This window comes from Pseudarthrobacter enclensis (assembly GCF_030811655.1).
Classification (GTDB): Bacteria; Actinomycetota; Actinomycetes; order Actinomycetales; family Micrococcaceae; genus Arthrobacter; species Arthrobacter enclensis_A.
Map to the genome: position 1 here is coordinate 80192 of NZ_JAUSRE010000001.1, position 26932 is coordinate 107123.

A 26932-nucleotide genomic window follows, 5' to 3' on the forward strand; every position below is an offset into this window, starting at 1 on the left:
CCAACGGAAGTGACGCTGCTGTGAATGACGAAACACCGGCCCGCGCCAAAAGCGCCGTGCCGCAGCCGGAACCTTTCCTGGACACGTCCGGGGATTCCGACGAGCCCGCGTTCTCCTGGCTGACAGCCGACGGAGGGGACGGATCCACCGGGCGGAAGGGGAGCGGGAGCGCCGCTGACCGCGACGAGTCCGGCGGGGCAGGGCCCGGCACGGAAGGATCCGTCCGGAACGCACCAGCCGGCACGGACAAGGCCGTGCAGCCCGAAAGCCGGGCCGACCGCAAAGCGGCCGAAGCCGCGGTCGGATCTTCCGCGCTTGGAAACCAGGCTGCCGGATCCCCGGAAAAGGATCCGGCCGGCAGCGACGGTTCGTCCGTATTCAAGGAACCCCTTCCCACCTCGGCACTGCACGTCCGGCCGCCCCAGGAGGAGGTGGAGCGCAGGAATGCCGAGCGTGAGAGTGCCGCTAACGCCAAGCCCGTGGCGCCGCGCGTCATGCAGGTCCTGCTGGCCATCATTTACCCCTTCATCCTCCTGATCCTGGCCGTCCGGGCCGTGACCAGCCCGCTGTTTCTCTGGGTGGAGTACAACCGTCCCGGCTTCCCGGGCGATGGGTACGGCTTCAACACCGACGACAGGATGACCTACGGTTCGTACGCCGTGGACTACCTCAGCAACTGGGCCGGCCCCCGCTACCTGGGCGACCTGGTGCAGCGCGGAGGCGACAAGCTCTTCAAGGACGGCGAAGTCAGCCATATGGCTGACGTCAAGACCGTCATCCTTTCCACTTTCAGCGCCGGCGCTGGGTTGCTCCTCCTCGCGCTGATCGCCATTCTGTACCTGCGCCGGCGCAGCACCGGCGGGGTCCGGCGCGGGTTCTTCGCCGGGTCCATCATCACGCTGGTCCTGATCCTTGGCCTTGGCACGCTGGCGGCGCTGGGATGGCAGCAGTTCTTCACCGACTTCCACCGGATCTTCTTTGCCGACGGCTCGTGGACCTTCAGCCTGGACGACACACTGATCCGGCTGTTCCCCAGCCAGTTCTGGATGGACGCGGGCATCGCCATCGGGGCCATGGTGCTTCTGGCGTCGATCGTGACACTGGTGCTCACCTGGCCCACGCGCAGGCGCCGTGGAGTTCCCAGGGAGGACAAGCCTGCCGGCGGCAAGCAGGAAAAGACCGTTCAGCCGTAGATCTTGGCGATCTCCGCCTGGAATTCCTTGACGACGGCGGAGCGTTTCAGCTTCAGGGACGGCGTCAGGTGACCGGATTCCACCGAGAAGTCGGCGTCGATCAGCCGGAAGGTGCGCACCGATTCGGCCTTGGACACCGTCTGGTTGGCCAGGTCGACCGCCTCCTGCAGGGCGGCGAGGACCTGGGGGTCCGTTGCGGCCTCGCTAAGGGGAAGCGCAGGCAAACCACGCTCGGCGCGCCAGTGGGCAAGCCCCTCAGGATCCAGGGTCAGCAGGGCCGAGACGAAAGGCTTGCCGTCGCCCACCACCACGGCGTGGCCCACCAACTGGTGGGTGCGGATCTTCTCCTCCAGCGGCCCGGGCGCCACGTTCTTCCCGCCCGCCGTGACCAGGAGGTCCTTTTTCCGGCCCGTGACGGTCAGGAAGCCGTCCTTGTCCAGCTCACCGAGGTCACCGGTGCGGAAGAAGCCGTCCACGAACGCTTCGGCATTCGCGGCAGGGTTGGCGTGGTAGCCCCTGAAGACACCGATTCCCTTGACCAGGATCTCGCCGTCTTCGGCCACTCGGATGGTGGTCCCCGGGATGGGGATGCCTACGGTTCCCACCCTGGTGCGGGACGGAGTGTTGGCGGTGCAGGGCGCTGTGGTCTCCGTCAGCCCGTACCCCTCGAGTACGGGGATTCCCACACCGCGGAAGAAGTGGGCGTCCTCCGAGGCCAGCGGACTGGCACCGGAAACGGTGTACCCCACGTCGCCGCCCAGCGCCTGGCGCAGCCTGGGATAGACCACACGGTCGTACACTGCATGCCGGACCCGGCTCAGCAGCCCTGGCCCCGGACCTTCACCCCGGCTCTGCCGGTCCTGTTCGCGTGAGTACTGGATGGCGGCCGCTGAGGCGGCGCCGAAGAGCCTGCCTTTGCCTGCCAGGGCCGCTTTGTGCGCGGCCGTTGCCCTGACCTTTTCGAAGATGCGCGGCACCACCAGGAGGAAGGTGGGCCGGAACGTCCCCAGATCATCAAGCAGCTGCGCAGCCCCCGGCGTGTGGCCCACGGTGGCGCCGGCACTCACGCAGACCACTTGGACGGCCCGCGCCAGGACGTGCGCCAACGGCAGGAACATCAGGGTGCGGGCCTGGTCCTTCAGCAGGATCTCCGGCAGGAACGCAACGATGTTCTTGGCGACCAGGGCGAAGTTCCCGTGGGTGATCTCGCACCCTTTGGGCTTGCCCGTGGTGCCGGACGTGTAGACCAGCGACGCGAGGTCTGCCAGCCCGGCGTGGCTGCGTTGCCGCTCCAGCTCGGAGTCGCTGACTCCGGCGCCGGCAGCAGCGAGGCTGGCGAGGTCCGGTGCCTCGCCGTCGTAATCCATCCGCACCACATTGACCAGGCGGTCGCTGAGCTCGGCCGATCCTGCCACCACGCCGGTGACCAACTGCACCGTGGCGCGGTCGCCGGCAAAGACCCGCCGGACCCCTGCATCACGGATGATCCACTCCACCTGGCTGGCCGAGGATGTTTCGTAGATAGGCACGGTGACGCCGCCAGCGAACCAGATGGCGAAGTCCACCAGCGTCCACTCGTACGAGGTGCGGGACATGACGGCCACGGTGTCCCCGGGTTCCAGGCCCCCGGCGATAAGGCCCTTGGCCAGGGCAGCGACGTCCTGGAGAAACTTCTGCACGGGGACGTCCACCCAGCCGTTGGGGCCCTTCCGCCGGTACAGGGCACGCGCCGGGTTGGCGGCGTGCTGCTCCAGCAGCAGGTCCGTCACGTTGCTGTTGGCGTCCAGCTCAACCAGCAGTTCCGTGCTCGCTTCTCTCACAGCAGGTCTCCGTTTCCGCTGCCATGCCGCGGCAGCGGCTCCTTCAGGGCTTTGTTGCCATCCTGCCCTAGATCCAGGACGGCATCCACATCCGGGCCCTCCAGTCGACGTAGGGGATGACCTCTCCGGTCCAAATGGGGTAGAAGAACGCGGACAGCAGGAGGGCGGCCACAAGGAACAGGACTACCAGGTGCAGCCCGGCGCGGCGGCGCTGGGGCGGGTCCGTCGCCTTACCCAGGACCAGCCCCATGCAGTACACCAGGGCCAGGACCAGGAACGGCTCGAACGACACCGCATAGAAGTAGAACATGGTCCGCTGCGGGTACATGAACCACGGCAGGTAGCCCGCGGCAACGCCGGCCAGGACGGCTCCGGCCCGCCAGTCCCGGCGCCCCGCCCACCAGAACAGCAGGACCACCAGGGAAATGGCGGCTGCCCACCAGATCAGCGGGTTTCCGACGGACAGGATGGCGGAGGTGCACTTCTCGACGTCGCAGCCGGGCGTCCCCTGGGGCGGGGACTCATAGAAGAACGATGTTGGCCGTCCCATCACCAGCCAGCTCCAGGCACTGGCCTGGTACGGGTGCTCGGAACTGAGGCCCTGATGGAAGTTGTAGGCTTCCAGGTGGTAGTGCACCAGGGACCGGACGGAGTCGGGAAGCCAGCCCCATTCCGGCGAGGGGTTGCTTTCCGCCCAATGGCGGAAGTACGCGTTGTCCGAGAGGAACCAGCCTGTCCAGGTGGCGGAGTAGACGATTCCTGCCACGGGGACCATGCCAAGGAACGCGGGAATTCCGTCCCGGATCAGGCCGCCGCTGATCCAGCCACGGATGCCCGCCACGCGCCGCGCGCTGAGGTCCCACAGCACCGTGAGGAGGCCAAAACCGGCGAGGAAGAAGAGCCCGGACCACTTTGTCCCCACGGCCAGGCCCATGCAGACTCCGGCGGCAACACGCCACCACCGCACGCCCAGCCACGGCCCGGACAGCAGCGCCCCGGCCGGGGGCTGTCCACCGTTGGCCGCAGCGGCACGGGCCAGGCGGTCCGCCAGCCGGCGGCGCCCGTCGTCGCGGTCCATCAGCAGGGCACCAAAGGCGGCGAGTACCCAAAACGTCAGGAAGATGTCCAGCAGCGAGGTCCGGGACATCACCAGGTGGTGGCCGTCGACGGCGAGGAGCAGCCCGGCGGCGCCCGCCAGCGGAAGCGAGCGGAACAATTTCAGTGCGATGAGGGAGATGAGCAGGACGGTAAGGGTGCCGGTGAGGGCCGCGGCAAAGCGCCAGCCGAAAGGATTCTCCGGCCCGAACAGCCACATGCCGGCCGCGATCATCCACTTGCCCACCGGCGGGTGGACCACATACTCGGGCGTGTTCAGCAGGACGTCGGGATTGCCTGCGTTGAAGGAATCATTGGCCTTGTCAGGCCAGCTGCGTTCATAACCGCTGATGAGGTAGGAGTAGGCATCCTTGACGTAATACGTCTCATCGAACACCAGCTTGTGGGGTACTTCGAGGCGGACGAAACGGAGGACCCCGCCTATGACGGCCGTCAGGACCGGAACCAGGATGAACCAGAGCCGCAGCGACGGCGGATAGTCCCGCCACTGCAGGCCGGCGCCGATAAGCCGTTCCCGAAGTGCCTCTGCGGTAAACGCGTGGTCCGGGCGGCTGATCCATCCCCGCTCGGCCTTCCTGCCGGGCGCCGCTGTGGCGCCTGCTCCTGAGGGGGACTCCGGGCTGTTTTTCCCGGCCCCGGCGGGCCGCGTCGAGGTGTGCGTCACGAGCCCCATGCTACCTTTTGCGGCTGGAGACTCCGGCAGCAGTAGGCTGGGTGGGTGGACCCGAACCCCAGCCCCCTTTCCGAGACCGGCACCTCCGCGGCGGGACGTATCGTCCTTGCCGCCACTCCCATCGGGAACACCGGAGACGCCTCCGCCCGGCTCGTGGAACTGCTGGCCACGGCGGACATTGTGGCCGCCGAAGACACGCGCCGCCTCCACCGCCTGGTCCAGAGCCTGGGCGTGGCCGTGGCCGGCCGCATCATCAGTTACCACGAACACAATGAGGCTACCCGGACGGCCGAGCTCCTGGACCAGGTGCGTACCGGCAGCACGCTCCTGATGGTCACGGACGCCGGAATGCCTGCGGTCTCGGACCCCGGTTTCCGGCTGGTGGAAGGGGCCATCGCCGCGGGACTTCCCGTCACCGCGGTCCCCGGCCCCTCCGCCGTCCTCACCGCGCTGGCCTTGTCCGGACTGCCCACAGACCGGTTCTGCTTCGAGGGATTCCTTCCGCGCAAAGCCGGTGAAAGGGCCTCGCGCCTGGCTGACCTCGCAGGTGAGCGGCGCACCATGGTGTTCTTTGAGGCGCCGCACCGGCTCGAAGCCATGCTGCGCGCCCTGCGCGAAAGGTTCGGCCCGGACCGCCCCATCGCCGTCTGCCGGGAACTGACCAAGACCTACGAGGAAGTGATCCGTGGCACTGTGGGCGAACTCCTCAAATGGGCTGAGGACAACGAGGTCCGCGGCGAGATCGCCGTGGTGGTCGGCGGCGCCCCCGAGCAGGCGGCCGGAACTCCGGAAGACCGCGTTGCGGCGGTCAACGAGCTGGTCGCACAGGGCATCCGCCTGAAGGAGGCAGTTGCCGCCGTCGCTGACGATGCGCGGGTGAGTAAACGGGAGCTGTACTCGGCAGTCCTCGCCGCCCGCTAGGGCCCTCGGCCACGCGTCCGGCTTTAGTGCAGCTGCACAGCGAAGCTGCGATCCCGCAGTGCGCAACGGCGTAGACCATGCGGGTGGCCCGCAGTAGTCTGGCTGTTAATCAGCCCCATGATCCCGGTCACTCCGGCCGCGGCCACGGGCTGCCACAACCCTACTGACGAGGGAGTCATCGTGACTGTCACTGCACAGCCGGCCGTTACCGCCGAGCGCGAAACCCGGCTTTTGGCCTCCGTTCCCACCGGGCTGCTCATCAATGGTGAGTGGCGCGATGCCGCCTCCGGCAAGACGTTCGACGTCGAGGATCCCGCCACCGGGAAGGTGCTGCTGAGCATTGCCGACGCCGGCCCCGAAGACGGCGCCGCGGCCCTGGACGCTGCCGCCGCTGCCCAGGACTCCTGGGCTAAGGTGCCGCCGCGCGAACGCGGGGAGATCCTCCGCCGCGCCTTCGACCTGGTGACCGAACGGGCGGAAGACTTCGCCCTGCTGATGACCCTGGAAATGGGCAAGCCGCTGGCCGAAGCCCGCGGCGAAGTGACGTACGGCGCCGAATTCCTGCGCTGGTTCTCGGAGGAAGCAGTCCGGGCCTTCGGCCGCTACTCCGTCTCGCCGGACGGCAAGTCCCGCCTCCTCGTGACCAAGAAGCCGGTGGGCCCCTGCCTGCTGATCACCCCCTGGAACTTCCCGCTGGCCATGGCCACCCGCAAGATCGCCCCGGCCGTAGCCGCCGGCTGCACCATGGTCCTGAAGTCGGCAAACCTGACACCCCTGACGTCCCAGCTGTTCGCAGCCGTCATGCAGGAAGCAGGGCTGCCCGCCGGCGTCCTCAACGTCATCCCCACCTCAACGGCAGGCGCCACCACCGGACCCCTGGTCAAGGACTCCCGGCTGCGCAAGCTGTCCTTCACCGGCTCCACCGAAGTGGGACGCCGACTGCTCGCCGACGCGTCCGAAAACGTGCTCCGGACCTCCATGGAGCTGGGCGGCAATGCCCCCTTCCTGGTGTTCGAGGATGCGGACCTCGACGCCGCAGTCACCGGCGCCATGGCCGCCAAGCTGCGGAACATGGGAGAGGCCTGCACCGCTGCCAACCGGTTCATCGTCCACGAGTCCGTGGCCGGTGAGTTCGCGGAGAAGTTCGCCGCGAAGATGAAGGAAATGACCACGGCCCGCGGTACCGAGCCGGAGTCCAAGGTTGGCCCGCTGATCGATGCAAAGAGCCGTGACAAGGTCCACGAGCTGGTGTCCGACGCTGTTGCATCGGGTGCCAAGGCGGTCCTGGGCGGCGCTCCCGTGGAGGGGCCGGGGTACTTCTACCAGCCCACGATCCTGTCCGGCGTCTCCGAGGGAAGCCGCATCCTGTCCGAGGAGATCTTCGGTCCTGTTGCCCCGATCATCACCTTCAGCAGTGAGGATGAGGCTGTGCGTCTGGCGAACAACACCGAGTACGGGCTGGTGGCGTACGTATTCACCAAGGACATCAACCGCGGTATCCGGATGGGCGAAAAGCTCGAAACCGGCATGCTCGGCCTGAACGCCGGCGTCATCTCCAACGCCGCCGCACCTTTCGGCGGCGTCAAGCAGTCCGGCCTGGGCCGCGAAGGTGGCCTGGAGGGCATCGAGGAATACCTCTACACCCAGTACATCGGCATCGCCGACCCTTACGCGGGCTAGTACCAGGCGGCCCGCCGCCTTAAACAAACAAGTGCCGGCCGGGCTAACCCGGCCGGCACTTTCGATTCAGCCTCCGCCTGCCCTGCGCCCGGCGTCGTGCGCACGGCCCCTGCTTCCGTGCCACAGGCGGGCCGTGGCAGCAGCTGCGGCCCCGAATGCCCTGTTGGCCGCACTGAACGGAGTCCCGGCAAGCTGACCCAGGCGTCTGGTAACTGACCGCGGCAGCCATGCCGCGCCCAATCGGCTGGGCAGCGTGGCGTTCGCCCGCAGGGACGCTGCGACGGCGGCAATCTCCTCTGCTGCAGTACCGGCCACAAGGCCGCTGTCAGGAGAACCGCCCTGATCGGGGCGGCCGTAACGGTAACGCTCAATGGCGGAGGTCAGGGTGGCCATGGCGGCATGCGCGTCCCGGTCCATGCCCCCGGGCTCACCCAGCAGTGCTTCCCGGAACCGCGCCGAATAAGCCCGCGGTGTTTCGCTTCGCTCCGCAGGAAGGCCGTAATCGGTGCCGAGGTCCATGACCTCGTTCCATGCCAGCGGAACGGCACGGTCCGCCCGCTTGGGATGCAGCCGCCGCGAGCGTGTCCCGGCGCGGACCAGGTGCGGGGCGGCGGCCAGGAGGGCAAGGCCTGCCACAGCGCCACCGCCGAGGAGCCACGGCATGAGCTCCGTGCCGCCGGTGCTGCTGCTTCCGGCGCCGGGTGCGGCCTGGGCGGTGGCACTGGGCGGGGTGGTGGGTACGGGGGCGGCGTCGGGAACGAGCCCGTCATTGTTCCCCAGGGTATCCGGGACCGATGGGGCCGGCCCGTCAACGGCGTAGTCCGGTACCACTCCCCGGGACGGCGTCGGTTCGAACGGTACCCATCCCAGGCCCTGGAAGTAGAGCTCCGGCCAGGCGTGGGCGTCGCGCGCATCGGCTTCGTACTCCGGAAGGGCCCCCTGGCCGGCCACCGTGACCGTTGCACCGGTCAGCCTGCCGGGTGCATAGCCCACGGCAATCCTGCTTGGAATGCCTTCCAGCCTGGCCATTACCGCCATGGCGGAGGCGAAATGGATGCAGTAACCGCTCTTCTGTTGCAGGAAGTCCGCCAGGACGGAGAGGCCGTTGCCGTCGTAACCGCCCTGCACGGGCGACTGCAGCGAATACGTGAACTCAGACGATCGCAGGTACTTCTGGATGGCCATGGCCTTCTGGTACGGCGCTCCCGCGGCTGCCGCGACGGTCCGGGCCGTGGTTTTGACGATCTCCGGAACGTTGGCCGGTATCCGGGTGAAGACGTCCGGAACGTCCCGCACCTGTCCCGAGGACTGCGCTAGCAGTGCTGCGGAAAGTTTGGGTAGTGCGGACGTGACCAGGTACTCCTGCCTTCGCGTGGTGGTGTCCGTCCCCTTGATGCTCAGGGTGGCCGGGTCCCACGTCCACTGGCCGCCGAGCCCGCTGATGGTTTCGGGGGCGTAGGGTACTGGCAGGTAGGGGCTGTTGAAGGATCCGGCGTCGATGGCGGTGACCAGCCGGACCTGCTCGTCCGCCAGGATTGCATAGCCGGGGTCGATCCGGCCGTCCAGGGGTACCCGGGAGGCGGAGCGGTCATCCGGTCCCCAGGAATCGCCGTCGAAGTTGTCCACGGTCACCGAGCGCAGGTAGAGCGGTGTCCCGGAGTTGGTGGCATAGGTGATCCTGCCGCTGCCGTCAGGAGCGCGAAGGCTGTTACCCAGTGTGATCATCGGATTGAGGCTGTTGGAGGCGCCCCACGGATTGAGCCGGGACCCTTGTGGAAAGGTACCGCTGTCGAAGCCGGGGATGGCCAGTGGCAGCACCAAGGTTGCAGCCAGGGCCACGGCTCCGGTCAGCGCTGCGCGCCGCACCACCCCCGGACTCCGGGCCGGCCCGGGCTCCACCCTGCCGTCCGGAGCAAACCACTGGCTGCAGGCCAGGATCAGCAGGTAGCCCGCTGCGGTGGCAAGGAAACTCCACGCACCCACGCTTTGAGGCTTAATCATGGCGGGAACCACCAGCAAAGCCAGCAGGCCCATTCCGGAGGCGGCCGGCATGCCCAGGGGTACGGCCAGCGCGTCAACGAGGATGACGGCCAGGCCGAGCACGGCGCAGGAGACCAGCACGATCCCGGCATTGGGCGCCACGGGGGCTGTCTCGCCAAGGACCGTTTCGCTGGCCCGCCCGATAAGCCGGTTCAGGTCCTGGAGGGTGGCGGTGGTGGGAACGACCCAGAGGAAGCTGGAACTGCGGAAAAAGGTCAGCGTCAGCACGGCACCCAGCGCGATGAATCCTCCGGCAGTGACCAGCAGGGGCTGGGCGCGGAGCGAACGCAGCGCGGCGAGGGTGAACCCCACCACCAGGACCGTGGTGAGGCCCGGCCAATACCAGTTCCAGCCGCGCAGGACGCCGTTGAGGGACAGTGCCGCCCCGGAGACAGCCACCATGATGGCTGCCGCCATGGCCCAGGGGTAGGCGCCCGCGCGCGTCCGGTCCGGCCGGTCTGGTTGGCGTGCCGCCTTTTGCTCCCCGCCTGTTGGCCGGGCCGGTGCCACGGTCATCTGGTCAACCCCGCTCCCCGCCGGACCTCTGACGCCGGAGCCGACGGCAGGGCGGGATCCTGGTCGAACTGGGCCCAGGCCCCGGCAAGCTGCGTTTTTGGATCAACGGCCACGGCCTGCCAGCCGCCTTGGCGCAGCACTTCCAGGACGCTCCGGGCCTCAGCCGGCCGCTCCACGGCCACGATGGCGAACGCGTTGGTGCCGTACGCGGCAGCCGGTGCCAGGGCCACGGCTTCCTCAGCGGTAATGCGGCCCAGGACTGCTATCACAGGCCCCCGCATCCGGTGCGCGGACAGTTTGTCCATCAGACGGTCATCGAATGCCGGTGGCTCATGGGTGGTGTCTGGTGGAATGCGGAGGGCCGTGGCTCCGTGGGACTGGGACGCTCGGCCGGCTGCGTTCCGGCGCGCACCGTCCCGGCGCGGATGCGGGCTTCCGGACAGCTGGATTGCGGCGAGGCTTTCTGCGATGGACTGCAGGCCGGACGTCCCGGCGTACGCTTCAGTTGCCGGTTCCGGCGAAGAAGGAGAGTGCAGGAATGCCGGATCCCCTCCGGTATCCAGCAGGCGCAGGCTGTAATTGCGCTCAGCAAGGTGAGCGCTGATGGACATTGCGGCAACAACGCACCATTCGAAGGTTTCGCTGGTGGCCATTGGGTGGCCGTCCTGGCCCCGCTTCCAGTCCGTTGCCGCTCCGGGGCCGCCAAAGGCACCCGGGCGGTGGTCGAGGAGGATGGTTGCTTCGGGCGTGGTGACGGATTCCTCCTGCCGCACCATCAGTGCCCCGTGCCTGGCCGTGGCGGCCCAGTGCACCCTCCGCATGGGATCGCCGTGGCGGTATTCGCGGGTCATGACGTCGTCATCACTCGGGTTTGCCCGCACCCGCGTGGCGGTGACACCGTCATAGCCGCGCGCTCCGGCCAGTCCGGTGGCAGGCAGGACGACGGCGGCAGGCGTCACCGTGAGGACGTCGCCGTCGTCGATTGCCTGGCGGTGCAGCGACAGCCCGAAGGGGTCGGTGAACTCGGCGGTCACGGGCCCGATCCTGAACTGGCCCCGGTGCCTGGAACTGAGGCGGTACTCGTAGCGGCTGACTCCGCCGGAGGCGGACCGGGACGGAAACCGGAATGCCGGTGCGTGCCCGAACTGCGGGGGCAGCCGTTCCTCCATGGCCACCCGGCCGCTCCCAGGGTCCGTTCTGGCTACTGCAAGATGCACGGCGGCAGGGGCCGAGGTTTCCACGGGGGAAGGATTGAACTCGCGGTAGACCCGGAACCGGGGCTTGGCCAGGCGGACGCCGGCAAGGGAGATGAGGGGAAGTACGAGCAGCAGCAGGGCCAGGGTCAGGAGGTCCCGGCGTCCCATCACCTGGGCCGCAGCAAGCGTGAAGGCGCCGGAAGCAAGCATGCCCCAGCCGCGCCTGGTGAACAGGTAGCGAGGAAGCTTGTCCAGCAGGCCCATGGTGCCTGCCTAGCGGTTCCTGCCGACTGTACCGGCAGCAGCCCGGCCGGCCTGGGCCTGGGGCACGGGCAGCCGGGACAGGATGTTCCGCAGGACGCTGTGCGGGGTTTCACCTGCACCCGCGGCCTTGCGGTCCAGGATGATGCGGTGCGCCAGGACCGCCTGGGCCACGTCCGCCACGTCGTCCGGCAGGACGAAGTCGCGTCCGTCCAGGGCAGCAGTGGCCTTGGCAGCGCGCAGCAGCTGGAGCATGGAGCGGGGGCTGGCGCCCAGGCGCAGCATGGGACTTTCCCGGGTAGCCCTGCCTACCGAGACCGTGTATTCCTTGACGGGCCCGGAGACAAAGACTTTCTGCACAGCGGCGGTCATGGCGGCGACATCGGCGGCCGTGACAACGGGGGAGACATTGGCCAGCGGGGAGACGGCCTGGTGGGTTTCCAGCATTTCGATTTCGGCATCCATGTCCGGGTATCCCATCGAAATCCGGGCCATGAAGCGGTCCCTCTGGGCCTCGGGCAAGGGATACGTCCCTTCCATTTCAATGGGGTTCTGCGTGGCCACCACCATAAATGGTTCATCGAGCCTGTAGGTGCTGCCGTCCGCCGTGACCTGGTGCTCCTCCATGCATTCCAGGAGGGCGGACTGCGTCTTGGCCGAAGCACGGTTGATCTCGTCGCCAATGACGATGTTTGCGAACACCGCGCCCGGACGGAATTCAAAGAGCCTGGAGGCCTGGTTGTAGATTGACACGCCTGTGACGTCGGAGGGCAGGAGATCCGGGGTGAACTGGATGCGGTTGACGGTGCAGTCAATGGTCCGGGCAAGGGTTTTCGCCAACAGGGTTTTCCCGACGCCGGGCACGTCCTCAACCAACAGGTGGCCCTGGGCGAGGAGGACAGTGAGCGCCAGCTTGGCGGCGTCGGACTTGCCGTCGATGACGGTGTTTACGGTGGTGAGGATGCGCTGTGCCGCCGCGTGGAAAGCCCCTGGGTCCATGGCCACCGGACGGTGTCCGTTCAGGTGGCTGACGGGATCGGAGACGCCGGCCAGGTTGAGGTTTGGCGCGCTTCCATTGGTGGCAGTGCGTCGGTGGGGTTCCATCGGCAACCTTTCAGCCCGGGTTCACGTGGACGGGACAGCGAGCCTGCCTACGCCCCACGGTGGGCGTGCGCGTGTACTCGTTCCAGACTACTAACACAACTGCCATGCCTGACAGAGAGTTCCGGCAAATTTGGGGAGGCCCGCGGCCGATAGGCTGGGCACATGTGCGATTCGTCGATCCCTGCCGCCTACAGGGCGCCTGCCGCTGACGGGGCCACCGGGCCGGAAGCCGTCCGCCGGAGGAATTTCCCGCCTGCGCCGCAACCCCTGCCCGTTCCGGTCATGGACAACCACACCCATCTGGACTTTCCGGAAGGGGAGGGGCCTGTGGGGATCAAGGCCGCTCTCGACGCAGCAGAGGCAGTGGGGGTCCAGGGGGCCGTGCAGGTGGGTTGCGACCTTGAATCCTCACGGTTCACGGTGGCCGCGGTGGACCAGGACCCACGGCTCCTGGGAGCTGTAGCCCTGCATCCCAACGACGCTCCGCACTATGCTGCCCGCGATGAACTCGAAGCCGCGCTCGCCGAGATAGAACACCTGGCCGCGCATCCCCGGATCCGGGCCATCGGCGAAACGGGCCTGGACTTCTTCCGCACGGAAGGTGAGGGGCTGCGCCACCAGGAATACTCGTTCCGCCGGCACATTGATATTGCCAAGCGGCTGGACCTCACGCTCCAGATCCACGACCGCGACGCGCACGCCGATGTTGTGCGCGTGCTGAATGAGGAAGGGGCGCCGGAAAGGGTGGTCTTCCACTGCTTCTCCGGTGACGAGGAACTGGCCCGGACCTGCAACCAACATGGCTGGTGGATGTCATTTGCCGGCACACTGACCTTCAGGAATGCCGCAAACCTGCGCGCCGCGCTCGCAGTGGCAGAGCGGGATCTCATCATGGTGGAAACCGATGCCCCGTTCCTCACCCCGCACCCGCACCGGGGGCGTCCCAATGCCAGTTACATGGTCCCGTACACCGTGCGGGCCATGGCAGAATTGACAGGCTCCGACCTCTCCGGCCTGTGCGCCGCCATCAGTGAAAATACCGTACGGGCATACGGATCCTGGGCCTGATCCGCGGACCTCATCCTCCCGGTAAATGCATATCTGGTATGCAAAAATGTTGGTCGCTTTATAACGCTACGGTTACAGTGGGAAACTATTAGCCGGGGTCGGGGAAGGCCATCGGGTAATTTCACTCCTTGCGCAGCCGGCCCGGCCTGGACTCCAGCCAGCCTTGCCACTGCCAGGAGTGTGGCGGCGCATCGTTGCCCGGACTGTCCTTTCCAGGTCTGTTCCGGGCATTTTTCTGCGCGTTTCCCCGTGCCCGGATGGACCGAGAGTTACGGGCAATCGTGATCAAGTTCTTCACATCGGACGGCAAGTTCAGCTTTATAAAGGTTGGCGCCCAGCTGCTGGTGCTTTGCGGCCTGGTCGCAGGCCTCGTAGCCTTCGTGGGCAATAACAAAACAATCACGCTCAACGTGGACGGCAAGACGTCGTCCGTGCAGTCCTTTGGTGGAACAGTCGCCCAGGTGGTCAGGAGCGCCAACCTGGAACTGAAGCCCGGCGATCGCGTTTCGCCTTCGGTTGATGCAACCGTGCAGAACGGCACGGTCATCAACATCAACCAGGCAAAGGAAGTCAAGGTCAGCCTGGACGGTGCCGAGAAGACCGTGAACACTACGGCCCAGGACGTTGAAGACCTGGTGACCGAGCTTGGGGTTGCCAGTGCATCCGAGGTTTCGGCGCCCAAGGACGCCACCCTCTCGCTGGCCGGCTCCTATGTCTCCATCTCCACCCCCAAGACCGTCAGCATCGTGGCCGACGGCAAGGTGAACACCACCACCACCACCGCCCCCACTGTCGGCAAGGTCCTGGAGGACTCCGGTGTGACCCTCGGTGCCAATGACCGTACCTCCCAGCCTGCCAACGCCAATGTGGTGAACAACATGGTCATCAAGGTCTCCCGCGTGGACACCGGCCAGACCACAACTACGAGCGAGGACGTGCCGTTCCAGACTGTCACCGCCGAGAGCGCGGACATGCTGAAGGGTGAGAAGCAAGTGACCCAGGCCGGCGTGGCCGGAAAGCTGGAGCGCACCTTCAAGCTGGTCCTCGTGGACGGACGGGAAGCCTCCCGCACGCTCGTGTCGGAGAACGTCGCAGTCCAGCCTGTAAACGAACAGGTCACCGTGGGTACAAAGGACAAGCCGGTAGCCCAGGCTGCCCCGGCCCCCGCCGCGGGCGCCAACACCGGCGCAGCCGCACCGGCCATGATGAACGAGGCCATGTGGGACAAGATTGCCCAGTGTGAGTCCAGCGGCAACTGGAGCATCAACAGCGGCAACGGCTACTACGGCGGCCTCCAGTTCGACGTCCGCACCTGGATTGGCGCCGGCGGCGGCGCCTATGCCCCCAATGCGAGCCTGGCCACCAAGGCGCAGCAGATCGACATCGCCAACCGCGTATACGCGCAGCGCGGGCTGTCGCCCTGGGGCTGCGGTTGGGCTGCCAGTAGCTGATTTACAGTTCCTGACTGCAGGAAACATCGTGGCCGGGCCGGGTACTCCGGGCCCGGCCACTGCCGTTAACCCGGCAGGGCCAATCCGCGGCGCGGGATAGGATACCTAGGTGACTGAACCGACTCCCGCCGCGCCCGCACCGTTGTTCGGTGCCTCCGACATACGCCGGATGGCAGAGGAAATCGGGGTCAGGCCCACCAAGACCCTGGGCCAGAACTTCGTCATCGATGGAAACACCATCCGCCGGATTGTAGCCGCCGCAGGGGTGGGACCCGAAGAGACGGTGCTCGAAGTGGGGCCTGGGCTTGGGTCGCTCACCCTGGGCCTGCTGGATGCGGCCGCGGCGGTTGTCGCCGTCGAGATCGATCCCGTCCTTGCCGCAAGGTTGCCGGAGACGGTGAAGGAATGGCGGCCCTCCGCGGCAGGATCCTTCCACCTGGTCCAGGCCGACGCCATGAAGGTGACCGAACTGCCGGTGGAACCCACCGCGCTGGTGGCCAACCTGCCCTACAACGTGGCGGTCCCCGTCGTGCTGCACCTCCTGCAGCACTTCCCCAGCCTGCAGCACGGGCTGGTGATGGTGCAGGATGAGGTCGCGGACCGGCTGGCGGCCGGTCCCGGCTCCAAGACCTATGGCGTACCGTCCGTCAAGGCCGCCTGGTACAGCCAGATGCGCAAGGCCGGTGTCATCGGTATGAACGTCTTCTGGCCCGCGCCCAAAATCCACTCCGGGCTGGTGTCCTTCACCCGGCGCGAACCTCCGGCCACCACCGCTACACGCGAACAGGTGTTCGCCGTGGTGGACGCTGCGTTCGCCCAGCGCCGGAAAACACTTCGTGCCGCGCTGGCCGGCTGGGCCGGCGGAGCCCCGGAAGCGGAACGCTGCCTGCTTGCAGCAGGTGTGGACCCCACGGCGCGTGGCGAGGTCATCGACATCGCCGCCTTCGCCAGGATCGCCGAAGCCAGGGAAAACCGCCCGTGAGCGCGGCAGGGCGGTTCGCCGCCAGGACAGTGCGGGTCAAGGCGCCTGGAAAGGTCAACGTGTCCCTGGCCGTGGGTCCGCTCCGGCCGGACGGGTACCACTCCGTCGCCAGCGTGTACCTTGCCGTGTCCCTCTACGAGGAAGTGGCGGCCACCAGTACCGCGACCCCGGGCATCACCATCAGCCTCAGTCCGGAGAGCACCCTGGACCTGGACGACGTCGACATTCCCCTGGACAGCAGCAACCTGGCCTACAAGGCAGCCGCCATCATGGCCGATGTGTCCGAGCATGCCACGGGCGTGCACCTGGAAATCACCAAGCGCGTCCCGGTGGCCGGTGGAATGGGCGGGGGATCGGCAGATGCCGCTGCCACGCTCCTGGCCTGCGATGCCCTTTGGAACAGCGGACTGTCCCGCGAGGAACTGGCGCATCTTGCAGCCGAACTGGGCGCCGACGTCCCCTTCTCGCTCCTGGGTGGCACCGCCGTCGGTCTTGGCCTGGGCGACAAATTGTCGCCGGCACTGGCGAAGGCGCAGACCCACTGGGTCCTGGTGGTGGCCGACTATGGCCTGTCCACGCCCGAGGTGTACCGGACACTTGACCGGTTGCGCGGGGCCGAGGGGGTCGACGCCACAGAACCCAGCGGCGTTGATCCGCAGATTTTGGCGGCGCTGCGCGGCGGCGATGCCGAATCTCTGGGCCGGGTCCTGGTCAACGACCTGCAGCGGGCGTCCATTGAACTGTCCCCGTCACTGCGCGATACGCTGGGAATCGGCGAGTCCCACGGCGCCATCGCCGGGCTGGTTTCCGGCTCCGGCCCCACTGTGGCTTTGCTGGCCGATGATTCCGTTGCGGCGGAGGCGCTGGCTGAGGACCTTCGGCGCCATGGCCTGACAGCCCTCCCGGTCCACGGCCCGGTCCCGGGGGCGCGCATCATCTCCGACACCCTCCTTTAGTACTTCCAATCCGGCAGCAGAAAGCAGTTCCCTTTGGCACACCTTCTCGGCGGCGAGAACCTCACGGTTTCCTACGCGACCCGCACCGTCCTGGACGGCATCACCCTGGGCCTGGAGGAGGGGGACCGCATTGGCATGGTGGGCCGCAACGGCGACGGCAAGTCCACCCTGATGCGCCTGCTGGCGCTGCGCTCCACACCGGATTCCGGACGCGTCACCAAACGCGGCGACGTCAACGTGGGATACCTGGACCAGAGCGACGTGCTCGACGGCGACCTGACGGTGGGTGCCGCGATCGTGGGGGACCAGGCCGATTACGAATGGGCACGGAACCCCCGCATCCGGGAGATCATGGGCGGCCTGGTGTCCGACGTCGACTGGCACGCCAACGTCCACTCGCTCTCCGGTGGGCAGAAGCGGCGGGTGGCGCTGGCCAAGCTGCTCATCGAGGACCACGACGTCATCATGCTGGACGAGCCCACCAACCACCTGGACGTCGAAGGCGTGGCGTGGCTGGCCCGGCACCTCAAAACTCGCTGGCGGGCCAACCAGGGCGCCTTCCTGGTGGTCACCCACGACCGCTGGTTCCTTGACGAAGTCTGCACCAAGACGTGGGAAGTCCACGACGGGATCGTGGACCCGTTCGAAGGCGGCTACGCCGCGTACGTGCTGGCCCGGGCCGAGCGTGACCGAATGGCCTCCGTGGTGGAAGGCAAGCGCCAGCAACTGGTCAAGAAGGAACTGGCGTGGCTGCGCCGGGGCGCACCCGCCCGCACTGCCAAGCCGAAATTCCGCATCGAGGCGGCCAACGCTTTGATCGCCGACGTTCCCGCTCCGCGCGACTCCATGGCGCTGAGCAAAATGGCCACCGCCCGCCAGGGCAAGGACGTCCTGGACCTGGAAAACGTCTCCCTCAACTTCCAGGGCGGCGACGACGGCAGGAAGCTCTTCGACAACATCACCCTCCGCCTGGCCCCGGGGGAGCGCCTGGGCCTGGTGGGTGTCAACGGTGCCGGCAAGACCACCCTCCTGAAGCTGCTCAACGGCGAGATCACCCCCGACGCCGGAAGGCTGAAGCGCGGAAAGACCGTGGTCACCGCCGTCCTCACGCAGGAGGTCAAGGAACTCGACGACGTCGCGGACCTGCGCGTGATCGAGGTCATCGAACGGGAAAAGCGCTCCTTCAATGTTGGCGGCAAGGAATTCACGGCTGGCCAGCTGGTGGAGCAGCTCGGGTTCACCAACCAGAAGCAGTGGACGCCGGTGCGCGACCTGTCCGGCGGCGAGCGGCGCCGCCTGCAGCTGCTCCGCCTGCTGGTGGGTGAACCCAACGTGCTGATGCTCGACGAACCCACCAACGACCTCGACACCGACACACTGGCCGCCGTCGAGGACGTCCTGGACGGCTGGCCCGGAACCCTTGTGGTGGTCAGCCACGACCGCTACCTGCTGGAACGCGTGACGGACCACCAGATGGCCCTCCTTGGCGACGGGAAGCTCCGTGGCCTGCCCGGCGGCGTGGACCAGTACCTTGAACTGCGCGAAGCGGCCCAGGCCGGCTCCACCGTTACCGGCGGCGGAAACCCTGTGACCAGCGCCGGCGGCCAAACAACGGCGGCCACGGCAAACGGTGCCACCGAAGCCGAGAAGCGCGAGGCCCGCAAAGCCCTCAACCGGATCGAGCGGCAGCTCAAGAAGCTCGATCAGGAGGAAAAGAAACTCCACGACGCCATGGTGAGGACCACCGAGGCCGGCGACTTCGACAAGCTCGCCGACCAAAACAAGCAGCTCAAGGACCTCACGGACGAAAAGGACGCCCTGGAAATGGAGTGGCTGGAGTCCTCAGAACTCCTGGGCGACTGACAAAGGCGACGCGGGCAAGAGCGGAGCTGGGGGCCTTCGTGTAGTCGCGCATCGCGGCGCATCGTGGCGTGGAGGTCGCCCAGCGACCGGAACGTCACCTATGCGCTGTGTCTAAGTGACGGCGAAGGGCCCCTGCGCCGTGTAGGCGACCAGGACGAAGGCGGCCTGGGCTCACAGTTCAGACTGCAGCCCAGGGTCCCTTTTGAGGCCTGTCAGGCCGTTCCAGGCGAGGTTGACCAGGTGCGCGGCTACGGTGTGTTTGTCGGGCTGGCGGCTGTCCTGCCACCACTGGCCGGTCATGGCCACCATGCCGACGAGCATCTGGGCGTACATGGCACCGTCCTCGCCGCTGAAGCCGCGGCGGGAGAATTCGTCGGAGAGGATGTGCTCCACGCGTGCGGTGACGTGGGAGAGCAGGGTGGAGAAGGCGCCTTCCGGCTGGGAGGGGGGAGCGTCGCGCATCAGGATGCGGAAACCCTCGGTGCGCTCCTCGATGTAGGTGAGCAGGGCGAGTGCTGCGCGCTCGACGAGGACGCGGGGCTTGGCTTCCTCGGTGAGGGCTGCGTTGATCGCGTCCAGGAGGATGTGGAACTCGCAGTCCACCACTTCGGTGTACAGCCCTTCCTTGGAACCGAAATGCTCGTAGATGACCGGCTTGGACACTCCGGCGCAGGCCGCGATTTCCTCAATGGTGGTCCCGTCCAGCCCCCGTGCGGCGAAAAGGCCGCGGCCGACGTCGATCAGCTGGCTTCTGCGCTGCAGGCCAGTCATCCGCATCCGCGGAAGGTTGTTGCTCACCTTCCCATCATGCCCCACCGCAGGCGGCGGGATTCCCGGAGGAACGCCGGGCCCGGACCCGCCGTGTCGCGCGGCGGCCTGAACCCGTGGCAAAATAGGGACTTGTGCCCGGGCCTTGAGTCTTCCGGCACGGTCCGCTCTGGTGTAACGGCAGCACCCCGGCCTTTGGAGCCGTGGAGTATAGGTTCGAATCCTATGGGCGGAACTGCTGGGCAAGGAGCGATCATGAGGATGGCACCCGGTGCGCAGCGGCGTGGCCCGCAGAACACCCCGAAGCGCCAGCACAACCAAGCAAGGAGAGCCCGTACGTGATCCCCGAGAATACCGGCCCGGCCGCTGTAATCGTTCTGGCAGCAGGCGCCGGTACCCGGATGAAATCGCGTACCCCCAAGATCCTCCACGAAATCGGCGGCCTGTCCATGGTGGGCCACGCCCTCCGGGCGGCCCGCAGCATCAACCCGCAGCGGCTGGCCATTGTGGTCCGCCACGAACGGGACCTGGTGGAAAGCCACGTCGCTGCCCTGGACCCGCAGGCCGTCATCGTTGACCAGGACGACGTCCCCGGCACCGGCCGCGCCGTCGAAGCTGCGCTTGAGGCGCTGCATGCCGACCAGGACCTGGCAGGAACCGTAGTGGTTACCTACGGCGATGTGCCCCTGCTGTCGGGTGACCTGCTGACCGAACTGGTTGCCACCCACGAACGCGATGGCAACGCCGTCACGGTCCTCACGGCAGTCCTCGATGACGCCGCCGGCTACGGCCGCATCCTCCGCGGCGGGGACGGCTCCGTCACCGGAATCCGCGAACACAAGGATGCCACTGACGCCGAAAAGCTGATCCGGGAAGTGAACTCCGGAATTTACGCCTTCGACGCCGCCGTGCTCCGTGACGCCCTGGCCAAGGTCACCACCGACAACGCGCAGGGCGAAAAATACCTGACCGACGTCCTGGGACTGGCGCGGGAGGCGGGCGGGCGGGTTGCCGCCGTCGTCACCGCCGACCGCTGGCAGGTGGAGGGCGCCAACGACCGAGTCCAGCTCGCCGCCCTCGGCGCGGAACTGAACCGCCGCACCGTGGAAGCCTGGATGCGTGCCGGCGTCACTGTCGTCGACCCCTCCACCACGTGGATTGACTCCTCGGTCACCCTGGACGAGGACGTCCGCCTGCTGCCCAACACCCAACTGCACGGCGCCACCACGGTGGCGAGGGACGCCGTCGTGGGCCCCGACACCACCCTCACCGACGTCAAGGTCGGCGAGGGCGCCACGGTGGTCCGCACCCACGGCTCCGGTTCGGTCATCGGCCCCCGCGCCGCCGTCGGTCCCTTCACCTACCTTCGCCCTGGCACCGCGCTGGGTGAAAAGGGCAAGATCGGCGCGTTCTACGAAACCAAGAACGTCACCATCGGCCGCGGCTCCAAGCTGTCCCACCTGGGCTACGCAGGGGACGCCGAAATCGGCGAAGACACCAACATCGGCTGTGGCAACATCACGGCCAATTACGACGGCGAGAAGAAGCACCGCACGGTGATCGGCTCGGGCGTCCGTACAGGCTCCAATACTGTCTTTGTTGCCCCCGTCACCGTGGGGGACGGCGCCTACAGTGGCGCCGGCGCGGTGATCCGCAAAGACGTACCGGCCGGAGGGCTGGCCCTGAGCGTCGCTGCCCAGCGCAACGTCGAAGGATGGGTGCCCGCGCACCGTCCGGGAACCCGCTCCGCTGAACTGGCCCAGGCGGCCACCAATGACTCCTCAAGTACCCCGGCATCTACAGAAGAGGGCAAGTAACAATGAGCGAAATTACGGCGCACGGCGAAAAGAAGCTGGTGCTCGCCACCGGGCGGGCCCATCCGGAGCTGGCCCGGGAAATCGCAAAGGAACTGGGCACCGACCTCCTTCCCGTTGACGCCTACGACTTCGCGAACGGCGAGATCTACGTCCGCGCCGGCGAGAGCGTCCGCGGCACGGACGCCTTCGTGATCCAGGCGCACCCGGCACCGCTGAACAACCACCTCATGGAACAGCTGATCATGATCGATTCGCTGAAGCGGGCCTCAGCAAAGCGCATCACCGTGGTGTCGCCCTTCTACCCCTACGCCCGGCAGGACAAGAAGGGCCGCGGCCGCGAGCCCATTTCCGCCCGCCTGGTGGCGGACCTCTACAAGACCGCCGGCGCGGACCGCATCATGAGCGTGGACCTGCACACCTCGCAGATCCAGGGCTTCTTCGACGGCCCGGTTGACCACCTGATGGCCATCCCGCTGCTCGCCGACTACATCCGCACCCGCGTCGCGGCGGACAACATCACCGTCGTCTCCCCGGACACCGGCCGCGTCCGCGTTGCCGAGCAGTGGGCCGAACGCCTCGGCGGCGCGCCCCTGGCCTTCGTCCACAAGAGCCGCGACCTGACCGTTCCCAACCAGGCCGTCTCCAAGACAGTGGTGGGCCAGATCGAGGGCCGCACCTGTGTCCTGATCGATGACATGATCGACACGGGCGGAACCATCTCCGGCGCCGTCACGGTCCTGAAGAACGCCGGGGCCAAGGACGTCATCATTGCCGCCACGCACGCCGTGTTCTCCGACCCGGCCGCCCGCCGCCTGTCCGAGTCCGGCGCGCGTGAAGTTGTGGTAACCAACACCCTTCCGCTGAATTCGTCCCAGCGCTTCCCGCAGCTGACGGTGCTTTCCATCGCGCCGCTGATCGCCAGGGCCATCCGCGAAGTGTTCGACGACGGATCGGTCACCAGCCTGTTCGACGGCAAGGCCTAGCCGCCGCCGGTGGTTGAGGCTTTCGAAACCAGCCCTTGGGTTTCGACGGCCTCAACCACCCATGCCCGCCCTGGGCCCACGCCGGCAGGGTTCCCTGGGTGAGCTTGCGAGCTCAGGCAGCCGGTGGGAATTTAGGGAAACCGCCCGCGACTGGTAGGCTGTTTCCCGATACCTTGGCGAGGGAGGGCATAGCCTCCGTTATCGACTGGGTCTGCTGGTCCCCGTGGGGACCGCCTTCTTGAAGGGCCGCCTTCCGGCCGCCCGGCGTTGAAGGTCACATCAGACCTCCGCCCTTGCTGAACACCGTTTAGTCTTCAAGGAGATATCCATGTCTGAGCAGAAGCTCGCAGCAGAACTGCGCACCGAATTCGGCAAGGGCTACGCCCGCCGCGCCCGTGCGAACCACCAGATCCCCGCCGTCATCTACGGCCACGGTGCAGAGCCCATCCACGTGACCCTGCCGGCAAAGGCCACCACCCTGGCCGTCCGCACCCCCAACGCCCTGCTGTCCCTGGACATCAACGGCGAAGGCCACCTGGCCCTGGTCAAGGATGTTCAGCGCGATCCCGTAAAGCAGATCATCGAGCACATCGACCTCCTGACCGTCCGCCAGGGCGAGAAGGTCACGGTTGACGTTCCTGTCCACGTCGAGGGCGAAACCGCACCCGGCACCGTGCACAACCTGGAACTGACCGTTGTGTCCCTCGAAGCGGAGGCCACGCACCTCCCCGAGTCCGTCGTCGTCAACATCGAAGGCCGCGCTGCCGGCGAGCACATCCACGGCTCCGACCTGGTGCTGCCCAAGGGGACGGTCCTCCTGACCGACGCCGAAGCGCTCGTGGTGAACATCTCCGAGGCCGTCGAAATCGCCGAGGAAGCAGAAACCGAAGCTCCCGCCGAGGCCGGAGCAGGGGAAGCTCCTGCAGCCGAAGAAGCCGCAGCCGAGTAACCATTCCGCAGTTTGCGCAGTGGCCGGACCCGCATGGGTCCGGCCACTGTTCGTTTCCGCCTGCGGTGTCCCTCCCCGCAGTTTCCGGTCCACCCACACCGCATCAATAGGATTGATTCCATGACAGACACCTGGCTGATCGTTGGCCTCGGCAACCCCGGCACCCAGTACCAAGGCAACAGGCACAACGTGGGCCAGATGGTGCTCGATGAACTTGCCGGCCGGATCGGGGCGGGATTCAAGACGCACAAAGCCCGCGCCCAGGTCCTGGAGGGCCGGCTGGGCATCGGCGGCCCCCGGGTGGTCCTGGCCAAACCGATGAGCTACATGAACGTCTCGGGCGGCCCGGTTTCTTCCCTCGCCGGCTTCTACGGCATCCCGGCAGACCATGTGGTGGCCGTCCATGACGAGATAGACATCCCCTTCAACACGGTCAAACTCAAGCTCGGCGGCGGGGAAGGCGGCCACAACGGGCTTCGAGACATCTCCAAGGCGCTGGGCACCAAGGACTACTTGAGGGTGCGCGTAGGTGTGGGACGGCCGCCCGGCAGGATGGACACCGCAGACTACGTACTGCGGGATTTCGGCACTGTGGAGAAGAAGGAATTGCCCTTCCTGCTCGATGATGCCGCCGACGCCGTCGAGTCCCTGCTCAAGGAAGGGCTGACCGCCGCGCAGCAGAGGTTCCATCCGGCCAAGTCAGGATCACGCGCGCCGGAATCGTAAAAGTTCCCTTTGACCCTGTTTCCTTGTCTGTGGCACGAGGTACTCTTCTTCCTATGCGGGGGAGCAATGGGGCTACATCCCGCTAATGCAGGATGTAGGGGAAAAGTTCATGTCAATCGAGCCACTCAGCTGGGGACGTGGGTCAACACCTCACGGTGACGTGCTGCCCACGCCCCCCTCCACGGCGCCGGAGGGCCAGCAATGGTCCATGCCTGCTCGAAGCGTCAACCTCGACGCCGTCCGCACCGCCCTGACCAGCCAGGATTCACTGGGCGTCGTCATCACCGGAGCCAGGGGAGTGGGGAAGTCCTCCCTTGCCCGCGCCGCAGTGGCGGACCTCGGTCCCAACATTTGGTCCCTGCAGCTGCGCAGCGGCCCTGCCGGGTCCACCACGCCCTACGGTTGCCTTTCATTCCTGTTGGCAAGGCTGCCGCAGGCTTACATGGGGTCGCCCACGGCCATCCTTCGCGGCATCACGTCGTTGATCCGCAGCGACGCCGCGGGCAGGCCCTGCATCATTACCCTGGACACGTCTGCCAGCATCGACGACATGAGTGCGGGGGTGCTGCTGAACGTCCTGCTGACCGGTACGGCAAAGATCGTCGCGGTCGCGCCCAACTCCAGCGACCTGCCGGCGGATTTCCACTGGCTGTTGACGGACCGGAAGCTGACCGAAGTACGGCTGAGCAACCTCAACGAACTCCAAACGCGGCAGGTCCTGCTGTCCCTCCTGGGGCACCGCGTAGCTTCCTCGCTGGTCAGCACCTACCACCAGATGGTGGGCGGGAATCCCTTGCTGCTCAAAGCCCTGGTCACAGAACAGCAGCTCTCCGGCAACCTGGTCCTGTCGGACTCTGTCTGGACACTGCGGGACAAGGTGGTGCTGGACGGCGCAGCGAGCCTGGATGACATCGTCCGCTCCCGCTGGTCACGGGAAACACCCGAAACCCGGGAAGTCATCGAGATGCTCTCCTGCGCACGGCGGGTGGAACTGGCCAGCCTTACCGCCATCTATGGTTCGGATGTCATTGCCGACATGGAGGACGGCGGCCTGCTGGAGATCGACGATTCCGAATATCGTTGGGTGTCGCTGCGGGAGAAATACATCGGGGACGTCGTCAGGACCTGGCTGAGTATTTCGCGCCGTCATGAACTCCGCAGTATGTTGCTTGGTGGCGAGGAGCCGGACCCGGCGTTCATGACCGTGGAAGAACTGATGTCCTTCGCCGCCTGGACCCACGAGTGCGAGGCCGAACTGAGCCCGCCGCTGGCGCTCGCGGCCGCCCAGGCAGCGGTCCAGCTCTTCGACCCCCGTTTTGCCCTGGCCTACGCCGGCATGCTTCAGCGGTCGGACGCCCAGTGGGCGTCCGCGCAACGGCAAAAAGCTGCCGCGTATCTCCAGCTGGACATGCCGGTCCAGGCGCTGTCCGCCCTGGAAGACATCTCCCAGCCCGAGCTCCAGGCCCTCGACCCCGACGAGTACGCCCAGGTGGTCGCCGCGAAGGCGCGGGTGATGCTCTCCATTCCGGAACGGGCGGCCCGGGTCCCGGGGCTCCTGGCGGACGCGCGCGAACACCTGGACCCGGCAGCCCGGCATTCCTCCTGGCCCGAGCCCGCCTCGGTGGCTGCCAACCGCATCGCGTTGAGCGAATTCGAGTACCGTGCCCACGCCGGTGACTTTGCAGCCATGATCCCGGCGCTCGAGCAGGCGGCCGATCCTGACGCCAACCCTGACACCGCGTTCCGGATCCAGGCCGCGATCATCCTGATGGGCGCCCTTGCGTTGACGGGACGCGAAATGGACGCCCTTGGCCTCATGCGCCAGTTGGGGGGTCAACTCACCGATGCCTCGCACATCGTGGGCCTGCGGGAGCGCTACACAAGGGAGGCTTACGTCGTTCTGCTCATGGCCGGCCAGTGGCGGCGCTGCATCGACCTCCTCAGCCCCTTCAGCTCCGGCCAGCTGCACCGGCTTCCGTACCGCAGCGCGGCCACCGAACTCGCGGCCGGCGTCGCCTTCGCTTTTTCCGGCCGTGGCGAGGCCGCCTTGGAGCCCTTGATTTCCGCCACTGCCCAGTTGGAGCTGCAGCCGGTCCAGTCCGCGCTGCGCACAGCGTATGCAGCCACGGCGTTGGCCTACGCCCAGACGGGCAATGCGGCCATGGCCCGCAAACACCTCGCCAAACTGCAACGGATGCCAGGCCGCTCGGGGTTCGTCACGGAATGCATCGTCGATTTCTGCGCCCTCGTCGCCGGGCGCTGGCTGGGGGATGCGGAGGCTGTCGCGGGATTGAAGCAGGCAGCCCGTCGGAACCTGGAAGCGGGAAGGTACACGGTGGCAGGCATCTCACTGCTGGCGGCAACCGTGAACGGGAGCGACGCCGACTTCCGGCTTCTCGAGGAGATTGCTGGCCACCGGCAGGGCCCGCTGGCCGAAGTCTCCCGACTGATCGCCGTCGGAAGCAGGACGAAGGACGCCAAGTCCCTCCTGGCAGGCGGCGAACTCGCTGCCACGTTGGAACTCGACGCCGTCGAGGCCAGGTGCATGGCGTTGGCCGTGGACTTCGCCCGCCAGGACGGGGACGCCCTTTCGGCGAGGACCGCACAGGCGAGGCTTGACATCCTGGCGGCCACCGTGGCCAACCTCCCCATCGTGCCCAGCAGCGGAAGCCCGCTCCTGACCAGCCGGGAGCGGCAGATTGCCCGGATGGCCGGACGTGGAGCATCCAACCGGGACATCGCCATGGAGATGGGGGTTTCCGTCCGCACCGTCGAAGGCCACCTATACCAGGTCTTCACCAAGCTTGGCGTGACTTCAAGGGGTGATCTGACTGGACTCGTCTAACGGC

The 26932-nt window shown here is 67.0% G+C and carries 19 protein-coding genes and 1 tRNA gene; 14 read left to right on the top strand and 6 right to left on the bottom strand.

Annotation, left to right across the window (positions count from 1 at the left end):
- The first annotated feature begins 20 nt into the window (after nt 1-20).
- Nucleotides 21-1193 (top strand): TIGR01906 family membrane protein, encoded by a 1173-nt coding sequence (locus J2X98_RS00400; protein WP_307303348.1) that lies wholly within the window; start codon nt 21-23, stop codon nt 1191-1193.
- Here the strand turns inward: J2X98_RS00400 and J2X98_RS00405 are convergent.
- Nucleotides 1184-3013, bottom strand: coding sequence for an AMP-dependent synthetase/ligase (locus tag J2X98_RS00405; protein ID WP_307303350.1), 1830 nt, complete (start codon nt 3011-3013; stop codon nt 1184-1186). The genes J2X98_RS00400 and J2X98_RS00405 overlap by 10 nt on opposite strands.
- A gap of 67 nt (nt 3014-3080) precedes the next feature.
- Entirely contained in the window at nt 3081-4802 is a 1722-nt protein-coding gene (locus J2X98_RS00410) for a dolichyl-phosphate-mannose--protein mannosyltransferase (RefSeq protein WP_307303352.1), read from the bottom strand.
- Nucleotides 4803-4847: 45 nt separating this feature from the next.
- On the opposite strand from J2X98_RS00410, the gene rsmI reads away from it, so the two are divergent.
- Together rsmI and J2X98_RS00420 are read left to right on the top strand one after the other, a co-directional pair.
- Nucleotides 4848-5723, top strand: a complete 876-nt coding sequence (gene rsmI / locus J2X98_RS00415; protein WP_307303354.1) for a 16S rRNA (cytidine(1402)-2'-O)-methyltransferase — start codon at nt 4848-4850, stop codon at nt 5721-5723.
- Nucleotides 5724-5903: 180 nt separating this feature from the next.
- Entirely contained in the window at nt 5904-7403 is a 1500-nt protein-coding gene (locus J2X98_RS00420; protein WP_307303356.1) for an NAD-dependent succinate-semialdehyde dehydrogenase, read from the top strand.
- Nucleotides 7404-7469: 66 nt separating this feature from the next.
- Here the strand turns inward: J2X98_RS00420 and J2X98_RS00425 are convergent, their stop codons facing one another.
- The 3 genes from J2X98_RS00425 to J2X98_RS00435 are packed head-to-tail and all read right to left on the bottom strand — an operon-like array spanning nt 7470 to nt 12520.
- Complete coding sequence (locus tag J2X98_RS00425) at nt 7470-9959, bottom strand: DUF3488 and transglutaminase-like domain-containing protein (protein WP_307303357.1); 2490 nt, start codon at nt 9957-9959, stop codon at nt 7470-7472.
- Complete coding sequence (locus J2X98_RS00430; protein WP_307303359.1) at nt 9956-11419, bottom strand: DUF58 domain-containing protein; 1464 nt, start codon at nt 11417-11419, stop codon at nt 9956-9958. Before J2X98_RS00430 ends, J2X98_RS00425 begins: the two co-directional genes overlap by 4 nt.
- A gap of 9 nt (nt 11420-11428) precedes the next feature.
- Nucleotides 11429-12520, bottom strand: a complete 1092-nt coding sequence (locus tag J2X98_RS00435; RefSeq protein WP_307303361.1) for an AAA family ATPase — start codon at nt 12518-12520, stop codon at nt 11429-11431.
- Between the two features lie 162 nt (nt 12521-12682).
- Between J2X98_RS00435 and J2X98_RS00440 the strand changes: the two genes are divergently transcribed.
- From J2X98_RS00440 to J2X98_RS00460, 5 genes are all read left to right on the top strand, one after another.
- Nucleotides 12683-13588 (top strand): TatD family hydrolase, encoded by a 906-nt coding sequence (locus J2X98_RS00440; RefSeq protein WP_307303363.1) that lies wholly within the window; start codon nt 12683-12685, stop codon nt 13586-13588.
- 257 nt (nt 13589-13845) lie between these two features.
- Entirely contained in the window at nt 13846-15039 is a 1194-nt protein-coding gene (locus J2X98_RS00445; protein WP_307303365.1) for a resuscitation-promoting factor, read from the top strand.
- 109 nt (nt 15040-15148) lie between these two features.
- On the top strand, nt 15149-16021 hold the full coding sequence (gene rsmA, locus J2X98_RS00450; protein WP_141940616.1) for a 16S rRNA (adenine(1518)-N(6)/adenine(1519)-N(6))-dimethyltransferase RsmA: 873 nt from the start codon (nt 15149-15151) through the stop codon (nt 16019-16021).
- On the top strand, nt 16018-16977 hold the full coding sequence (locus J2X98_RS00455; RefSeq protein ID WP_307303368.1) for a 4-(cytidine 5'-diphospho)-2-C-methyl-D-erythritol kinase: 960 nt from the start codon (nt 16018-16020) through the stop codon (nt 16975-16977). The genes rsmA and J2X98_RS00455 overlap by 4 nt, the downstream gene beginning before the upstream one ends.
- A gap of 33 nt (nt 16978-17010) precedes the next feature.
- Nucleotides 17011-18840 carry an ABC-F family ATP-binding cassette domain-containing protein gene (locus tag J2X98_RS00460; RefSeq protein ID WP_307303371.1) on the top strand — a complete coding sequence of 610 codons (1830 nt, stop codon included), beginning with the start codon at nt 17011-17013 and terminating at the stop codon, nt 18838-18840.
- A 171-nt stretch (nt 18841-19011) separates the two neighbouring features.
- Here the strand turns inward: J2X98_RS00460 and J2X98_RS00465 are convergent, their stop codons facing one another.
- Complete coding sequence (locus tag J2X98_RS00465) at nt 19012-19638, bottom strand: TetR/AcrR family transcriptional regulator (RefSeq protein WP_141940619.1); 627 nt, start codon at nt 19636-19638, stop codon at nt 19012-19014.
- Between the two features lie 133 nt (nt 19639-19771).
- On the opposite strand from J2X98_RS00465, the gene J2X98_RS00470 reads away from it, so the two are divergent.
- From J2X98_RS00470 to J2X98_RS00495, 6 genes are all read left to right on the top strand, one after another.
- A tRNA-Gln gene (locus J2X98_RS00470) sits at nt 19772-19843 on the top strand.
- A gap of 103 nt (nt 19844-19946) precedes the next feature.
- The gene (glmU, locus tag J2X98_RS00475; protein ID WP_307303373.1) at nt 19947-21425 is read left to right on the top strand and encodes a bifunctional UDP-N-acetylglucosamine diphosphorylase/glucosamine-1-phosphate N-acetyltransferase GlmU; all 1479 of its coding nucleotides are present in this window, start codon (nt 19947-19949) and stop codon (nt 21423-21425) included.
- A 2-nt stretch (nt 21426-21427) separates the two neighbouring features.
- Complete coding sequence (locus tag J2X98_RS00480) at nt 21428-22408, top strand: ribose-phosphate diphosphokinase (RefSeq protein ID WP_141940621.1); 981 nt, start codon at nt 21428-21430, stop codon at nt 22406-22408.
- A gap of 328 nt (nt 22409-22736) precedes the next feature.
- Nucleotides 22737-23357 carry a 50S ribosomal protein L25/general stress protein Ctc gene (locus tag J2X98_RS00485; protein WP_141940623.1) on the top strand — a complete coding sequence of 207 codons (621 nt, stop codon included), beginning with the start codon at nt 22737-22739 and terminating at the stop codon, nt 23355-23357.
- A 120-nt stretch (nt 23358-23477) separates the two neighbouring features.
- Nucleotides 23478-24083 (top strand): aminoacyl-tRNA hydrolase, encoded by a 606-nt coding sequence (gene pth, locus J2X98_RS00490; protein WP_141940624.1) that lies wholly within the window; start codon nt 23478-23480, stop codon nt 24081-24083.
- A 208-nt stretch (nt 24084-24291) separates the two neighbouring features.
- Nucleotides 24292-26928 carry a helix-turn-helix transcriptional regulator gene (locus J2X98_RS00495; RefSeq protein WP_307303376.1) on the top strand — a complete coding sequence of 879 codons (2637 nt, stop codon included), beginning with the start codon at nt 24292-24294 and terminating at the stop codon, nt 26926-26928.
- Nucleotides 26929-26932 lie beyond the last annotated feature (4 nt).

Coding starts and splice junctions, on each gene's coding strand:
- J2X98_RS00440 (WP_307303363.1), top strand. CDS start 12,683: ATGTGCGATTCGTCGATCCCTGCCGCCTACAGGGCGCCTGCCGCTGAC.
- J2X98_RS00480 (WP_141940621.1), top strand. CDS start 21,428: ATGAGCGAAATTACGGCGCACGGCGAAAAGAAGCTGGTGCTCGCCACC.
- pth (WP_141940624.1), top strand. CDS start 23,478: ATGACAGACACCTGGCTGATCGTTGGCCTCGGCAACCCCGGCACCCAG.
- J2X98_RS00495 (WP_307303376.1), top strand. CDS start 24,292: ATGCCTGCTCGAAGCGTCAACCTCGACGCCGTCCGCACCGCCCTGACC.
- J2X98_RS00445 (WP_307303365.1), top strand. CDS start 13,846: ATGGACCGAGAGTTACGGGCAATCGTGATCAAGTTCTTCACATCGGAC.
- J2X98_RS00410 (WP_307303352.1), bottom strand. CDS start 4,802: ATGGGGCTCGTGACGCACACCTCGACGCGGCCCGCCGGGGCCGGGAAA.
- J2X98_RS00430 (WP_307303359.1), bottom strand. CDS start 11,419: ATGGGCCTGCTGGACAAGCTTCCTCGCTACCTGTTCACCAGGCGCGGC.
- J2X98_RS00485 (WP_141940623.1), top strand. CDS start 22,737: ATGTCTGAGCAGAAGCTCGCAGCAGAACTGCGCACCGAATTCGGCAAG.
- J2X98_RS00425 (WP_307303357.1), bottom strand. CDS start 9,959: ATGACCGTGGCACCGGCCCGGCCAACAGGCGGGGAGCAAAAGGCGGCA.
- J2X98_RS00435 (WP_307303361.1), bottom strand. CDS start 12,520: ATGGAACCCCACCGACGCACTGCCACCAATGGAAGCGCGCCAAACCTC.